The sequence below is a fragment of the Lacrimispora amygdalina genome (assembly GCF_900205965.1).
GTDB lineage: Bacteria > Bacillota > Clostridia > Lachnospirales > Lachnospiraceae > Lacrimispora > Lacrimispora amygdalina_A.
In genome coordinates, this window is the sequence record NZ_OAOF01000011.1 from 132,675 (window position 1) to 148,671 (window position 15,997).

Sequence of the window (15,997 nt, forward strand, 5' to 3'; positions counted from 1 at the left end):
TACCCTCCGTTTTTATAAATGACTAACGTTCTTTTCCTTCCCAGACAATGGCTTTGTAACGGTCAGGATCGGTATCTCCTTCTGTGGAGAAAAGAAGAACTTTAGAATCTTTGTTAAGTCCCAGGTGATCTCTTAAGGCGTGACAGGAGTCATCTTTCATAATGGATGCTAAAACTCCAAATGGTGCAGCTCCCGATTCTCCTGATGTAACAGGAGTATCTCCTTTTATTGGTGCAGCCAGCATTCTCATACCTTCTGCAGCAGCCCAGTCAGGAGCAGAAATAAATGTGTCGGTATGATTCTTTAAAATATCCCAGGAGATTGTATTCGGTTCTCCGCAGGCAAGACCGGCCATAATGGTCTGCATATCGCCGTCAACGATCCGGATATTACCATCCCCTGCTTTTGCGCCTTCATAAAGACAGGCAGCAACATCCGCTTCCACTACAACACAGACAGGCGGATTCTCGGGATAGCGGTTTTTAAAGTATCCAATTACTGCTCCGGCAAGAGATCCAACACCTGCCTGAACAAACACATGGGTAGGTCTTTCGCACCCGTATGTCATAAGCTGTTCGCCAGCCTCCATGACCATGGTGCCGTACCCCTGCATGATCCAGGCCGGAATTTCCTCATATCCATCCCAGGCGGTATCCTGTACAACAACACCGTTCTTTACCTTTAAAGCTGCATCAGCAGCCATGCGGACGCATTCGTCGTAGTTGAATTCCTCAATGGTTACATCGGCGCCCTCTGCCTTAATGTTGTTAAACCGGTTTAATGTAGTACCTTTTGGCATAAAGACAACTGCCTTCTGTCCAAGCTGGCGGGCAGCCCATGCAACACCTCTTCCGTGATTGCCGTCTGTCGCGGTAAAAAAAGTGGCCTGACCGAATTCTTTCTTTAACGCATCGGATGTCAGCACCTGATAGGGAAGATCAGAGACTTCTTTTCCAGTCTGCTTCGCCACATACTTGGCCATGGCATAAGAACCACCTAAAACCTTAAATGCATTCAAGCCGAACCGGTAAGATTCATCTTTTATGTAAATCTCACCTAACCCAAGGTAGTCCGCCATATGGGGGAGTTTTGTCAGAGGAGTTTCTTTGTACTGGGGGAAACTTTTGTGGAAGTTTCTCGCCTTTAAAATCTCCTCAGGCGCCATGACAGGCAGATGTCTGTCATCGGTTTTCGGCATGGTGTTTACAGCCCATTCAATTGGTTTCATGTCTGCACATTCTCCTTTATAATAAAATAGAATCATCGGGTTTCGTCTGCATGCTGCTTAAGCCTTTTCTTTGTTTGCATCCATATAGCTGTATAATGTAAATTTTGAGATACCGAAAAAGCTGGATACCTTATCACCTGATTTTGTAATGAGAAATGCACCTGCGTCATTGAGATACTGAATAGCAGCCACCTTGTCATCCTTTGTCATCAGGGCCACCGGCTTTCCAACTAAAGCAACAGACTGATCGATTAAAGTGTCCAGCAGATCGTTGACGTTATGGGTGATTTTTTTAGGCTCCTTATTGTGATCTCCTGCAGTTTCACCGGTGGAAATCAGGGATTTTACCGCATTCTCCACGGTAAGCAGTCCGGTAATGTCATAGTTTAATGCAAGGATGTAGTCCACGGTATGACCGTTTCCCCTGATATACATCGTGCTGGATTTCAGTATACGGCCATCCTCAGTTCTTGTTAGATAGGAGAGGCGGTCTTTTAAAAGATCGGGATCCTTTTTTAAAGTTTCCAGAACAATTTCAGAAGGCCCGTCTCCGATTTTACGGTTGCTGACCTGGCCGTTTTCAATAAAAACGATGGAGTTTTCGATGTTTTCCTTGTGCAGGTCGTGAATCACCACTTCGCATTGGCTGCCAAAGTGGGCTGCCATCCCCTGCGCAATCTGTGTCAGTAACTGAAGCTTTGAATCCATTTTTTCTCCTCCTTGCAGGTTCGTTGTTAAATTCATCATAGCATAAAAAAATTTAATTACAAGTGGTTTTCTAAAAAATTTTTAGGTTTGCTAATTTTTTTTGTAAATCATGCTTGCATTTCTCAAAGTGAAATGATAAACTGTTTTTAAACGAAAGCTATAGTGTAATGTGCATAAAAAAATAAGTTTAAACAGATGAAAAGAAAGCAGATTGCGAAAATAAAGTAATGACCTTTAAAAATTATTCTGTAAGGTTTGTATACATAAGAAAATTAGTAATTTACTTTCAAATATAAGAAAATCGAAAAGGAGATGGAATCATGCTGATAATTGGTAATGGAAGAATGATCACAAGAGATCCCGGGAATCCGTTTCTGGAAGACGGAGCAGTGGCGATGGAAGACGGGGTGATAAAAAAGATTCTGACTACCGGTGAGCTAAAAAAGGAATACCCTCAGGCAGAATATATCGATGCCAGGGGAGGGGTCATTATGCCGGCCTTTTTAAATACCCATGAGCATATTTACAGCTCCTTTGCCAGAGGATTAGCCATTGACGGATATAATCCCCATGGATTTTTGGAAATTCTTGACGGACTCTGGTGGACCATAGACCGGAATTTAACATTGGATGATGTCTATTTAAGTGCTATGGCCACCTATGTGGATTCCATTAAGAATGGAGTAACGACTGTTTTTGACCACCATGCCAGCTTCGGGCAGATCAGGGATTCCTTATTCCGGATTGAGCAAGCAGCGAAAAAAACCGGGATCAGAACCTGTTTGTGCTATGAGGTCTCCGACCGTGCCGGAGACGAAAAAGCGAGAGAAGGAATTCTTGAGAATGAGACATTTATCCGCCACGCTGGTTCTGATGATACGGATATGATTGCAGGTATGATGGGAATGCATGCCCAGTTTACCATATCGGATCAGACCATGGAATTTGCGGCATCCCATAAACCGGACGGGACAGGCTTTCATATACATGTGGCAGAAGGAATTGAGGATCTTCATGACTGTCTTCATAAACATGGCAAGCGGATTGTTGACCGCCTTATGGACTTTCAGATTCTTGGGGAGAAGACGCTTCTGGGACACTGCATCTACATTAATTCCCATGAGATGGATTTAATCCATGATACGGACACTATGGTAGTGCATAATCCGGAGTCCAATATGGGCAATGCCTGCGGCTGTCCGCCCACGATGGAACTGGTGAAACGGGGGATTTTAACCGGTCTGGGAACAGATGGCTATACCCACGATATGCTGGAGTCCTATAAGACAGCCAATGTGCTTCATAAACACCATTTATGTGATCCTAATGCAGCATGGAGCGAGGTTCCAAATATGCTTTTTGAAGGAAATGCAAAGATTGCAGGCAGATATTTTAAGAGGCAGCTGGGAGTTTTAAAAGAAGGTGCTGCTGCTGATGTCATTGTAACGGATTATATTCCGCTGACACCCATGAACGCGGACAATGTAAACAGCCATATTCTGTTTGGCATGACCGGACGCAGCGTGGTAACCACCGTTTGTAACGGTAAGGTTCTTATGAAAGACAGAATCCTTATGGGAATTGATGAAGAGAAGCTTATGGCAGAATGCAGAGAAGCTGCAAAAGGGCTTGCTGCACGGATCAACGGACGATAAACAGACAGGAGGATATCTATGGGAGACAAAATGACACCAATGCCCTTTGCGCAGTTAATGGACTGGGTGAGGGCAGAGCATAAAAAGAAAGAATCGGTTTTCGGAGTATACCGTCCTTATCTGGCGGATGAGTCACATAACAGGGAGCTCTTTGGCAGAATCCTTGAGACCCCCATCGGACCGGCGGCCGGTCCCCATACCCAGCTGGCCCAGAACATTGCAGCTGCTTACTATGCCGGAAGCCGTTTCTTCGAGCTGAAGACTGTGCAGATATTAGACGGAGATGACCTGCCGGTAGAAAAGCCCTGTATCAGGGCAGAGGATGAGTGTTACAACTGCGAATGGTCCACCGAACTTTATGTTCCCCAGGCGCAGGAGGAGTATATCAAAGCCTGGTTTATTCTGTCTTTTATGGCAAAAGAATATGGATTGGGCCGGATGGATGGCTTTCAGTTTAATATGAGTGTGGGATATGATCTGGAGGGGATCAAATCCCCCAAGATCAATTCTTTCATTGACTGTATGATGGAAGCCGGAGAGACAGAAACGTTTCAGTCCTGCAGGCAGTATCTTCTGAATCATGTGGAGGAGTTTCGGCATGTGACAAAAGAGGATATAGAGTCCATCACTTCCCGGATCTGCAATTCTGTAACCCTTTCTACCTTACACGGATGTCCGCCTCAGGAGATTGAGCGGATAGCTGCCTATTTAATAGAAGAAAAGGGACTGAACACCTTTATTAAATGCAATCCCACACTTCTGGGATATGAATTTGCCAGAAATACTCTGGATCAGATGGGATATGATTACATTTCCTTCGGTGAGTTCCATTTTCTTGACGATCTTCAGTATGAGGATGCAATTCCCATGTTAAAGCGGCTTATGGAACTGGCGAAGAAACGCGGATCAGAGTTCGGCGTAAAGCTGACCAATACGTTTCCTGTTGATGTTAAAAATGGTGAGCTCCCCAGCCAGGAGATGTACATGTCGGGAAGGTCTCTTTTTCCTCTTTCCATGGCACTGGCAGCCAGACTTTCCAAAGAATTTAACGGAGCACTTAGAATCTCGTTTTCCGGAGGCGGTGATTATCATAACATCCATAAGATTACAGATGCGGGGATCTGGCCGGTTACAGTTGCCACTACCCTTTTAAAACCGGGCGGTTACCAGAGATTACTTCAGATGGCAGAACAGACGAGAGAGACAGGTGTCTCATTTCAGGGAGTGGATGTTACAAAAGTCTCAAAGCTGGCAAAAGATTCGGTAACAGATTCTCATTATACAAAAGCCCTTAAGCTTCTGCCTGAGAGAAAGATGAAAAAAACAGTTCCCTTGCTGGACTGCTATACAGCACCCTGTCAGGAGGCCTGTCCCATACATCAGGATATTACCACATATTTAAAACTGTCAGGTCAGGGAAGATACGAAGAGGCCATGGAAGTGATTGCAGAGAAGAATCCCCTTCCTTTTATAACCGGTTCCATATGCGCCCATAACTGTATGAACATGTGTACCAGGAATCATTACGAATCTCCGGTGAATATAAGGGGAGCCAAACTGCTCTGTGCTGAAAAGGGTTATGACAATTATCGGAAAACCATTAAAAAACGCGGGCTGAATGGTAAAAAAACAGCAATTATCGGAGGCGGTCCGGCGGGTCTTTCCGCCGCATATTTCCTGACAAAGTGTGGTATGCCTGCCACGATATTTGAAAAGAGCGGTTTGTTAGGAGGAGTGGTCAAAAACGTTATTCCTGATTTTAGAATATCAGGGCATGTGATTGATCATGATGTTGAATTATGTCTGTCTTATGGGGCAGAGGTAAGGCTGAATACGGAAATAACAGATCTGGCTGCATTGAAAAACGAAGGATTTGATTCAATCATTCTGGCAGCAGGTGCAAGCGAGCCGGGAGTTCTGAATCTGAAAACAGGCGAAACCATAAATGCCCTGCATTTTCTGAGTGAGTACAGAAAACAGGATAAAAATGTAGATATTGGAAAGAGAGTTGCTGTAATCGGCGGAGGCAATACGGCGATGGATACGGCAAGAGCAGCGGTCAGAACCCATGGCGTAGAGGAGGTTTCCCTTATTTACCGGAGGACAAAACGATATATGCCTGCAGATGAGGAGGAATTGCTGCTTGCCATGCAGGATGGCGTAAAATTCAAGGAGCTATTATCTCCTGTAGAGTTGGTTAATGGACAGCTGATCTGCAGTGTGATGAAGCTTGCCGCTGCAGACGAAAGCGGAAGAAGGGCGGTTACAGAGACTGAGGAGACTGTTTCCATACCAGCAGATACGGTCATAGCGGCAGTTGGAGAGGGGATCCCAAAAGAGTTTTATGTAAAGAACGGCATTGAATTAACAGGCAGGGGAAGAGTTCTTGTGAATGAGGAAACGCTGGAAACAAGCGTATCCGGGGTTTATGCAGTGGGCGATGGGCTTTCTGGTCCGGGAACTGTGGTTGAAGCCATCAAAGATGCAAGGATGGCGGCAGAAGCCATATTGGGGAAGAAAGCTGTCAGGGATTTTGATAACCTGTCAGCTGAGCCCGATAAGCTCTACGACAGAAGAGGCATCTTAAAAGAAACGCTGAACGATCAGGAGGAAAATACCAGGTGCCTTGGCTGTAAAAGTATCTGCGAAAACTGCGCAGAGGTCTGTCCAAACCGTGCCAATCTGGCTCTTTTCGTTCCAGGACTGACAAAGCATCAGATCCTTCATGTGGATTATTTATGCAATGAATGCGGAAACTGCCGAAGCTTTTGTCCATATGACAGTGCTCCGTATATTGATAAATTCACTCTGTTTGCCAATGAAACTGATTTAAATAACAGTAAAAATCAAGGGTTTACCGTGACTGACAGTAAAACCGGTGAATTCCTTCTTAAATATATGGGAAGTCTGTATACGGGAAAAGCAGGTGAAGCGGTTGATGCAGTTCCTGAGGGACTTTTAAAGATTGTGGAAACTGTCATAAATGACTACGATTATCTTCTAAGATAAGAAAGTGGGTGAAGCAATGGTTCGTTTCCTGGTAAACGGAGTGACTGTAACAGTACCGGAAGAAAGGAAGCTGATTGATGTTTTGAGAATTGATCTGGGGCTTAAGTCTGTGAAAGACGGATGCAGCGAAGGTGCCTGCGGTACATGTACGGTCTTAATAGACGGAAAGGCTGTAAAAGCCTGTGTTTGGAAAGCTGCCAGAATGGAGGGGAAATCTGTTATGACGGTTGAAGGATTGTCTGACAGAGAAAAGGAAGTGTTTGTTTACGCCTTTGGGGAAGCCGGGGCTGTTCAGTGCGGCTTTTGCATTCCCGGCATGGTAATCTGTGCAAAAGCCCTCATTGATGAAAATCCGGATCCAACAAGGAAAGAGGCAGCCTTTGCAGTGCGGGGAAATATCTGCCGCTGTACCGGATATAAGAAAATTATTGATGCTATTCTTCTTGCAGCCAGGCTGTTCCGGGAAGACGTCAGGGATTTAAAAGCTCCTGAAGTAAAGTCTGTGGGCCAGCGGGTTCATCGCCTGGATGTACCGGAAAAAGTGCTGGGCTACGGGGAGTACGTAGATGATATGGAAGTGGAAGGCTTAATCTACGGAAGTGCGGTGCGAAGCAGATACCCCAGGGCAAGGATTCTGTCTATAGATAGTTCCAAAGCCAAAGCTCTGCCCGGAGTCCGAGCAGTCTTAACCGCTAAGGATGTTCCGGGAAAGAATAAAGTGGGACATTTAAAAAAGGACTGGGATACCATGATTCCGGAAGGTGAGATAACCAGATATGTGGGTGATGCAGTCTGCCTGGTAGCAGCCGATACCCCAGAGATCCTGGAAGAAGCGAAGAAGTTAATCCGGATTGAATACGAGGAACTTCCGGGAGTTTTTTCTCCGGAAGAAGCCTTAAAGCCGGGTGCACCTCTGGTTCATGATACCGGTAATATTTTAGCCCATGAACATCTGATAAGAGGAGATGCGAAAAAAGCCATAGAAAATTCCGCCTATTCTGTAACCATGCATTATGAGACTCCGTTTACAGAGCATGCATTCCTGGAACCGGAGTGTGCAATAGCCATTGTGGACAGGGAAGAGAAAGAAGCTGTTATTTATTCCTCCGATCAGGGAACCTATGATACGCAAAAGGAATGTGCCGGAATGCTGGGGTTTGAGCTTTCAAAGGTTCATGTCATCAACAAACTGGTAGGAGGGGGATTTGGCGGAAAAGAGGATATGTCTGTTCAGCACCATGCTGCCCTTTTATCCTACCATACCAAAAGACCTGTTAAGGTAAAGCTGACCAGAAAAGAAAGTATGATGGTTCATCCAAAACGTCATCCTGCTTCCATGGAATTTACCACTGCCTGTGATGAGAATGGTAATCTGACCGGTATGACGGCTGTAGTCGTAACGGATACCGGAGCTTACGCTTCTCTGGGAGGACCTGTTCTTCAGCGGCTTTGCACCCATGCGGCAGGACCCTATCATTATCAGAACATTGACATTGAAGGGACCGCCGTCTATACAAACAATCCGCCGGCAGGAGCGTTTCGCGGATTCGGAGTCACACAAAGCTGCTTTGCCATTGAATGTAATTTGAATCTGCTGGCGGAAAAAGTGGGAATCAGCCCGTGGGAAATCCGTTACCGCAACGCGATCAGGCCTGGTCAGGAGCTTCCCAACGGTCAGATCGCTGCAGAAGGAACTGCTCTTGTGGAAACTCTGCTTGCGGTAAAGGATGTTTATGAAAGCCACCCATATGCAGGAATTGCCTGTGCTATGAAAAATGCCGGAGTGGGAGTGGGGCTTCCTGACTGGGGAAGATGCAGGCTCACCATTGAAGACGGTAAAGTTCATATCCGGTCAGGAGCCTCATGCATCGGTCAGGGACTGGGAACCGTACTGGAGCAGATCGTCTGTGAAACCCTTGACATTACCGGAGATCAGGTGGTTTATGTGGCGGCTGAAACTAATTTAGCCCCTGATTCCGGAACTACCTCCGGTTCCCGCCAGACGCTGGTAACCGGAGAAGCAGCAAGACGTGCATGCGGTCTGATTCTTCAGGATTTAAAGGCAGGAAACCAGTTATCTTCTTTAAACGGAAAAGAATACTTTGGGGAATATCTGGCTGCTACAGATCCCATGGGAAGCGAAAAAAAGAATCCGGTCTCCCATGTGGCATACGGTTTCGCCACCCAGGTAGTCTGTTTAAAGGAAGATGGCACAGTGGAGCAGGTGATAGCAGCCCATGATGTGGGAAAAGCTATCAATCCGCTGTCTGTAGAGGGACAGATTGAGGGGGGCGTGATCATGTCACTGGGATACGCCCTGACGGAGGAATTTCCGCTGGATAATGGTATGCCCCTTGCAAAGTTCGGAACTCTGGGACTGTTTCGTGCAGACCGGACACCGGATGTACAAAGCATAATAGTCGAACGAAATCACGATTCCCTTGCTTATGGGGCAATTGGAATCGGAGAGATTACCTCTATTCCTACAGCACCGGCTGTTCAGGGCGCTTATTATAAGTATGACGGTGTATTCCGTACCACCCTGCCCCTGGAAGAGACGGCATATCGGAAAAAGAGAAAATGACCGTAAAAAGGCGCAGGAGAAGAAATTATTTTCTCTGCGTCTTTTTAGGATTGACAAGAAACGGGGAACAGGGGAAAATAGATTGTATAGACCGGTATGCAGACAGAAATACCGGATTATCAGAAAGGAAGTGGATGTGCTGTGAAGACGTTGTTAAAAGGCGGAACCGTAGTTTCAGGAAGTAAAACTGCAGCAGCAGATGTTCTCATGAAGGATGGGAAAATTCTGGCAGTGGAACAGGAGATTGATGAGGCAGATGCGAAGATCATCGACGTATCCGGCAGACTTTTGTTTCCGGGTTTTATTGATGCCCATACTCATTTTGATCTTCATGTGGCAGGGACTGTAACCGCTGATGATTTCCAGTCAGGAACCAAAGCGGCTATAGCCGGAGGAACCACCATGATCATCGATTTTGCCACTCAGTACCAGGGAGAAAGTCTCCATGAGGCATTGAATAACTGGCATAAAAAAGCGGATGGCAATGCATCCTGTGATTATGGGTTTCACCTTGCCATATCGGACTGGAACCATTCTGTAAGTGAAGAGCTTGATACCATTATTTCTGAAGGTGTGACTTCCTTTAAGCTGTATATGACTTATGATGAGATGTATATGGCGGATAAAAAGATTTATCAGATTTTAAAGCGTTTAAAAGAGGCTGGAGGAATTGCCGGTGTACACTGTGAAAACAAGGGAATCATAGAGGCTTTAGTGGAGGAAGAAAAAGCAAAGGGCAATTATTCCGTTCATGCACATAAAATGTCAAGACCTGCGGCGGTAGAAGCAGAAGCAGCAGGCCGTCTTCTAAAGATTGCCCAGGTAGCGGACTGCCCGGTTATCATCGTACATTTAAGTTCCGAAGCCGGTTATAAAGAGATTTTATATGCAAGAGAAAGAGGACAGGAGGTTTATGTGGAAACCTGCCCCCAATATCTGATTTTTAATGAAGATGTTTATGATCTCCCTGGATTTGAGGGGAGTAAGTACGTGATTTCCCCTACAATCAAGAAGGAATCAGACCGGCAGCGGCTGTGGGAGCTTTTAAAGACGGATCAGATCCAGACTGTATCCACTGACCACTGCAGTTTTACTTTGTCACAAAAGGCGGCAGGAAGGGATGACTTTACAAAGATACCAAACGGCATGCCTGGAGTGGAGGCACGTCCAGCCTTAATGTACAGCTTTGGAGTAAAAAAGAATGGTCTGACTGTGGAACAGATGTGCCGTTTTCTCTCTGAAAATCCGGCAAAGCTTTACGGGGTCTATCCCCAAAAAGGCGTCATAGCTCCAGGAAGTGATGCAGATATTGTGGTATGGAATCCGGAGACCAGGTGGACGATGTCAGTTGGCAATCAGGTTGCACATGTGGATTACTGTCCATTTGAGGGAATATCCGTTGAGGGGAAAGCAGAGCTTGTATTTTTAAAAGGCCGGCTGGCTGCAGAGAATGGAAAAGTACTGGTGGAAAAGACAGGCTCTTATGTGGCAAGAAACAGGCATATGGAGCTGGCACAATGGAATTAAAAAGCGTGTATGCGTTTGAAGAGTCAGATGGTAAAATAAAACTGAAAAAGAAGAACTCGCTGTGGGAAGCACTCCGCCTTTCCATAAAAGAACCGGAAATCATAGCTTTTACCGGAGGCGGAGGCAAGACAACTGCCATGTTTTCACTTGCAGAGGAATTAGCAGGCTGTGGAAAAAGAGTGATTGTCACCACAAGCACCCATATTTACCGGCCTGTTGACCGGATCGTGGCAGAGGCTGCTGATTATAAAACAGTCAGTGATTTTCTTACTATAAATAAGGAACATTTTTCTACTCCGGCGGGCTGGATTCTGGTGACCGGACAGCCCGCCGGAGAGGGGAAGTTAAAGGGTATGGAACTGGCGGAGCTGGAAAAGCTGGTTCAGCTTTGTGATGTACTTCTTGTAGAGGCAGATGGCGCAAAATGCCATCCAATTAAGATCCCGCGGACAGGAGAGCCGGTTTTACCAAAAAAAACTTATGCAGTAATCGGCTGTGCCGGGCTTACCTGTATCGGTGAGCCTTGGGAGGAAGCATGTTTTCGTTATGAACTGGCTCCCTGCATTTTTGGCTGTCTTACAATGGAAGATCGGATTACTCCGGATGCCATTTCGCAGATCCTGACCAGTATAAACGGAACTCGGAAGGGGGCAGAATCTATGGAGTACCGCATTCTTTTCAATCAGGCAGATAGCGACGTACGGCTGTTATATGCCCAGGCGGCAGCAGAGACAATGGGGAAACAATGGGCACAATACTGTGCGGTAACCAGTTTCCATACAAATGATAACGCAAACACAGGAACCGGAAAGGGGCAGACAAGATGAAGGAAATCAGAACGAAAGACGCAGTGGGTCATGTTCTTTGCCATGATATGACTCAGATCATACCAGGAGTGTCAAAGGAGGCAAGATTCCGCAAGGGGCATGTAGTAACTGAGGATGACATCCCTGTTCTGCTGTCAATGGGGAAGGAGCACCTGTATGTCTGGGAAAAGGATGATACCATGTATCATGAGAATGAGGCAGCTGAAATACTATGTGAATTATGCAGAAATGACCATATGGACAGAGGCGATGTAAAGGAGGGGAAGATTGAATTAAAATCAACAATACGGGGACTTTTGAAAATAGATACCAGGCTGCTTGAGATGGTAAACAGTGCCGGAGATATGATGATTGCCTCCAGACACCCCAATACACCTGTGGAACCAGGGGATAAGCTGTGCGGAACCAGGGTGATTCCGCTTGTAATAAAGAAGTATAAGATGGATTCAGTCAAAAGTCTTTGCAGCGGAAAGAAAATATTTACCATTCTTCCCTATAAAAATAAAAGAATCGGTATTGTAACAACTGGCAGTGAGGTATACTGCGGAAAGGTCAAAGATGCCTTCGGTCCCGTATTAAGAGCCAAAGCAGAAGAATTTGGAGGAGAGATTATGGGGCAGACGGTGACGGATGATAATCCGGAACATACCACAGCGGCGATTCTTAATTTTATCAGTCAGGGAGCCGATATGGTATTGGTCAGCGGAGGTATGAGTGTGGATCCGGATGATAAAACTCCTCTGGCAATCCGAAGCACAGGGGCTGAAGTGATATCCTATGGTGCCCCGGTCCTGCCTGGAGCCATGTTCCTCCTGTCCTATTACCGCAAGGATGGAAAGAACATACCAGTGGCAGGACTTCCGGGCTGTGTAATGTATGCCAGACGAACGGTATTTGATTTAGTTCTGCCCCGCCTGATGGCAGATGATCCCGTAACAAAGGAAGAACTGGATAAGCTTGGAAAAGGAGGGCTATGCCTTTCCTGTGAGGTATGCCATTATCCAAACTGCGGATTTGGGAAGGGCTGGTAGGATGAAGATATTAATTCGAGGTGCCGGTGATCTGGCCTCCGGAATTGCCTGTCGTCTGCACCGCTGCGGATTTTTTGTAGTAATGACGGAAATTCCGGTGCCGACCACAGTGAGGAGGACGGTGGCATTTTCCCGGGCTGTTTATGAAAACATGGTTAAGGTGGAGGATATTACCGGTGTGCTGTGCAGCAGCATGGAAGAGATCGAGGAAGCCTTGTCAAAGGATCAGGTTGCTGTGGTGGTTGATGAAGTATGCCGCATTCGCAAGGAATTTAATCCGGCTGTAGTGGTAGATGCCATCATAGCGAAGAAAAATCTGGGAACAAGGATTACGGATGCAGACATCGTCATAGGGGTCGGACCTGGTTTTACTGCAGGAGAGGACTGCCACGCAGTGGTAGAGACGAAACGGGGCCATGACCTTGGCAGATGCATCTGGAAGGGAAGTGCATTTCCCAATTCAGGAGTTCCAGGAATGATCGGCGGTTATGATAAGGAGCGGATTATCCGTGCGGTAAAAAACGGGATATTTCACCCGGCAGTTACCATTGGAACAGTGGTAAAACAAAATGATGTGGTTGGATATGTTGATGATACTCCGGTGCTGGCTGAAGTGGGGGGAGTTGTAAGAGGACTGCTTCAGGAGGGAGTGACTGTCTGCAGCGGTATGAAATCAGGAGATATTGATCCCAGAGGGGTGATACAACACTGCTATACCATATCAGATAAGGCATCTGCTATCGGAGGAGGAGTATTAGAGGCTGTATTAAGCCTTACAAAGAAGAGTCTTACTGAGAAAGAAAGGGTTTTGCAATGAATATGACACTGATTCTTCTGGCAGCAGGAGACAGCTTGCGGTTTCACGGCAATAAGCTTCTTTATGAAATGAATGGAAAGCCCATGTACCGCTGTATTATAGAAGAAATAGATCAGCTTCCTGCTGGCTTGTTTTCCAGAAAACTGATTGTGACCCAATATGATGAGATAATGGAATACATGAAAGATTCCGCATATAAAATCATTGCTAACAGAGACAGTAAACTTGGTATTTCACATTCCATTCATCTGGCTTTAAAGGAACTGGAAAATGAAGATACGGATGTTTTGTTTGCAGTCTGCGACCAGCCTTATCTGCGTTCCTCTACCATAGAAGCTCTGGTGCGGGGATTCAAAGAAAGCAAAAAAGGGCTTGCCTGTTTAAGCTGCAGGGGCGAATTAGGCAATCCCGCCGTGTTTTCCAGCAGATATCGTAAGGAATTGATGGAACTAAAAGGTGACAAAGGCGGAAAAACAATTCTCAGAGCCCATATGTCTGATGTGTTTCTTTTAGAGGCAGCAGACCCTGTAGAGTTACAGGATATAGATATCAGACCCAGGTAAAACAGGGAATATTCTTATAGGAAGACACGGCTTTTAAAGACCGTGTTTTTTTAATTTCCAATTTCATCCAATGATAGAAAAAAATCACTTATTAGTTTTCAGAAGAATGAAAATCGTGTATAATAAAAGCATCAAAGGAGGGGCGCTATGTGGAAAAGGCTGAGTGAACATTTCCTTGTGTTAAGTAAAAGCAGAAAGGAATTGAAGCAGGAAGGAATTAAGATCTGTGTCGCGTATTTCCTGCTGAGTTTGTTCTGGATATTAAGTTCTGACAGATTGGTTCCTGCTGTTGTCAGTAATTTCCGCACAGTCATGCTTTTTAGTATGATGAAGGGAGTCCTGTTTGTATTATGTACAACCATATTTTTATATTATTTAATAATCAGGCTCTTAAATAAAGCAGGTCTGGCTGAAGAAGAACTGGGCAGAAGTTATGAAGAATTGAAGACGCAGTACGAAAAGATCGGCCTTTATGATCAGAAGCTGTTGCAAAGTGAAGAAAAATACCGGACAATCATTGCCCATATGCAGCTTGGAATGGCTCTCTTTGAGGGAGAGGATGAAACCGATATCAGGCACTATAAGCTCATAGATGTAAACCCATACTATGAGGAACTGGCGTGTGACCAGGAAGAATCTGTTCTTGGAAGATATTTTTGTGAGATACATGACAATCTTGAGCCGGACATATGGGAACTGCTTGCAAAGGCTGTAAAAACCGGTGAACCTGCCCGCTATGAACGTTTTCAGCACAGGATGAATGTATACTATGAAGTGATTGTATTCTGTCCGGGGCAATCCCAGCTTGCCCTGATTATTAATAATATAACGGAACGCAGACTGGCGCAGCAGAGACTGAATTATTTAAGTTATCACGATCCCCTTACAGGTCTGTATAACAGAAGATATTTTGAAGAACAGCTGAGGCTTCTGGACCAGGAGTATAACTATCCCCTGGTGATTACCATGGCAGATATTAACGGGCTGAAGCTGATCAATGATTCATTTGGTCATTCGGCAGGAGATGAATACATAAGAAAAGCTGCAGCTGTACTCCGGAGCAATACCCGCAGCCAGGATATCATATGCCGGCTGGGCGGAGATGAATTTGTTATTTTTTCACCAGGTACATGTGAGAAGGAGATAAGGCAAATGATTTCTGCCATGTGTGATATGGTGAAAATCCAGACTGTGAATAAAATCATGCTTTCAATTTCCTTTGGCTACAGCATAAAGAGCAGCAATCAGGATTCCATCACAGAAGTATTAAAAAAGGCAGAAGATTTTATGTATCGGAAAAAGCTGATGGAAAGTCCCAGTATGAGAGGTAAGACCATTTATACCATTATGGCAGCACTTCATGAAAAGAATTTCAGAGAAGAGCAGCATTCTTTACGTGTATCCGAACTGTGTGAAAAGATGGGAAAAGCCCTGGAGCTTCAGGAAGATGATATTAAGGAATTAAAGACAGTGGGGCTGCTTCATGATATTGGAAAGGTTGCCATTGAGGAAGGCATTCTGAATAAAAACGGAAAGCTTGACGTTAATGAATGGGGGGAGATGAAAAAGCACCCCGAGATCGGATACCGTATCTTAAGTACTGTCAATGAACTTTCAGAAATGGCGGATTATGTCCTGGCTCATCATGAACACTGGGATGGAAGCGGATATCCCAAAGGATTAAAGGGCGGGGAAATTCCCATACAGTCCAGAATCATCGCGATAGCCGATGCCTATGATGCCATGATCAGTGAACGGAGCTACCGTCATGCACTGCCTAAAGAGATTGCGGTCAGTGAGCTGCAAAAGGGAGCAGGTACCCAGTTCTGCAAAGAGTATGTTTCTATATTTATTGATAAAGTGATTAATAATTCCGGCACAGGTGCCTAGACATGAAAACCTGGCAAAAGGCAGATGAAAATCATCTGGCTTCTGCCAGGTTTTTAATTTTTATGACAAATAAAGTAAAATTTATGATTATAAACGGATCAAAAAATATTGTTTAAATATAAAAAATGTAACTAAAAAACACATTTAAAGTGTCAATT

General features: G+C 45.2%; 11 protein-coding genes. 9 read left to right on the forward strand and 2 right to left on the reverse strand.

Annotated features, from left to right (window positions below):
• Positions 1-22 precede the first annotated feature (22 nt).
• Positions 23-1,228: a diaminopropionate ammonia-lyase gene (dpaL, locus tag CRO04_RS15455; protein WP_097005160.1), complete on the reverse strand. Its 1,206-nt coding sequence runs from the start codon at positions 1,226-1,228 to the stop codon at positions 23-25.
• A gap of 57 nt (positions 1,229-1,285) precedes the next feature.
• Entirely contained in the window at positions 1,286-1,936 is a 651-nt protein-coding gene (locus CRO04_RS15460; protein WP_097005161.1) for a helix-turn-helix transcriptional regulator, read from the reverse strand.
• Between the two features lie 320 nt (positions 1,937-2,256).
• Between CRO04_RS15460 and ssnA the strand changes: the two genes are divergently transcribed.
• From ssnA to CRO04_RS15505, 9 genes are all read left to right on the forward strand, one after another.
• The gene (gene ssnA / locus CRO04_RS15465; protein WP_097005162.1) at positions 2,257-3,591 is read left to right on the forward strand and encodes a putative aminohydrolase SsnA; all 1,335 of its coding nucleotides are present in this window, start codon (positions 2,257-2,259) and stop codon (positions 3,589-3,591) included.
• A gap of 18 nt (positions 3,592-3,609) precedes the next feature.
• Complete coding sequence (ygfK, locus tag CRO04_RS15470; RefSeq protein WP_097005163.1) at positions 3,610-6,600, forward strand: putative selenate reductase subunit YgfK; 2,991 nt, start codon at positions 3,610-3,612, stop codon at positions 6,598-6,600.
• Between the two features lie 16 nt (positions 6,601-6,616).
• Entirely contained in the window at positions 6,617-9,184 is a 2,568-nt protein-coding gene (gene xdh, locus CRO04_RS15475) for a selenium-dependent xanthine dehydrogenase (protein WP_097005164.1), read from the forward strand.
• Between the two features lie 141 nt (positions 9,185-9,325).
• Complete coding sequence (gene hydA / locus CRO04_RS15480; RefSeq protein ID WP_097005203.1) at positions 9,326-10,711, forward strand: dihydropyrimidinase; 1,386 nt, start codon at positions 9,326-9,328, stop codon at positions 10,709-10,711.
• Positions 10,702-11,538 (forward strand): selenium cofactor biosynthesis protein YqeC, encoded by an 837-nt coding sequence (gene yqeC / locus CRO04_RS15485; protein ID WP_097005165.1) that lies wholly within the window; start codon positions 10,702-10,704, stop codon positions 11,536-11,538. The genes hydA and yqeC overlap by 10 nt, the downstream gene beginning before the upstream one ends.
• The gene (locus CRO04_RS15490; RefSeq protein WP_097005166.1) at positions 11,535-12,569 is read left to right on the forward strand and encodes a molybdopterin-binding protein; all 1,035 of its coding nucleotides are present in this window, start codon (positions 11,535-11,537) and stop codon (positions 12,567-12,569) included. Before yqeC ends, CRO04_RS15490 begins: the two co-directional genes overlap by 4 nt.
• A 1-nt stretch (position 12,570) precedes the next feature.
• Positions 12,571-13,386, forward strand: coding sequence for a selenium-dependent molybdenum cofactor biosynthesis protein YqeB (gene yqeB / locus CRO04_RS15495; RefSeq protein ID WP_097005167.1), 816 nt, complete (start codon positions 12,571-12,573; stop codon positions 13,384-13,386).
• Positions 13,383-13,949: a nucleotidyltransferase family protein gene (locus CRO04_RS15500; RefSeq protein WP_097005168.1), complete on the forward strand. Its 567-nt coding sequence runs from the start codon at positions 13,383-13,385 to the stop codon at positions 13,947-13,949. Before yqeB ends, CRO04_RS15500 begins: the two co-directional genes overlap by 4 nt.
• 147 nt (positions 13,950-14,096) lie before the next feature.
• A complete protein-coding gene (locus CRO04_RS15505) occupies positions 14,097-15,839 on the forward strand; it encodes an HD domain-containing phosphohydrolase (RefSeq protein ID WP_097005169.1) in 1,743 nt (580 codons plus the stop codon).
• The last annotated feature ends 158 nt before the right edge of the window (positions 15,840-15,997 follow it).

What these genes read in the sequence shown, in the direction of transcription:
- dpaL (WP_097005160.1), bottom strand. Translation starts at nt 1,228, where the DNA reads ATGAAACCAATTGAATGGGCTGTAAACACCATGCCGAAAACCGATGAC.
- CRO04_RS15460 (WP_097005161.1), bottom strand. Translation starts at nt 1,936, where the DNA reads ATGGATTCAAAGCTTCAGTTACTGACACAGATTGCGCAGGGGATGGCA.
- ssnA (WP_097005162.1), top strand. Translation starts at nt 2,257, where the DNA reads ATGCTGATAATTGGTAATGGAAGAATGATCACAAGAGATCCCGGGAAT.
- ygfK (WP_097005163.1), top strand. Translation starts at nt 3,610, where the DNA reads ATGGGAGACAAAATGACACCAATGCCCTTTGCGCAGTTAATGGACTGG.
- xdh (WP_097005164.1), top strand. Translation starts at nt 6,617, where the DNA reads ATGGTTCGTTTCCTGGTAAACGGAGTGACTGTAACAGTACCGGAAGAA.
- yqeC (WP_097005165.1), top strand. Translation starts at nt 10,702, where the DNA reads ATGGAATTAAAAAGCGTGTATGCGTTTGAAGAGTCAGATGGTAAAATA.
- CRO04_RS15490 (WP_097005166.1), top strand. Translation starts at nt 11,535, where the DNA reads ATGAAGGAAATCAGAACGAAAGACGCAGTGGGTCATGTTCTTTGCCAT.
- yqeB (WP_097005167.1), top strand. Translation starts at nt 12,571, where the DNA reads ATGAAGATATTAATTCGAGGTGCCGGTGATCTGGCCTCCGGAATTGCC.
- CRO04_RS15500 (WP_097005168.1), top strand. Translation starts at nt 13,383, where the DNA reads ATGAATATGACACTGATTCTTCTGGCAGCAGGAGACAGCTTGCGGTTT.
- CRO04_RS15505 (WP_097005169.1), top strand. Translation starts at nt 14,097, where the DNA reads ATGTGGAAAAGGCTGAGTGAACATTTCCTTGTGTTAAGTAAAAGCAGA.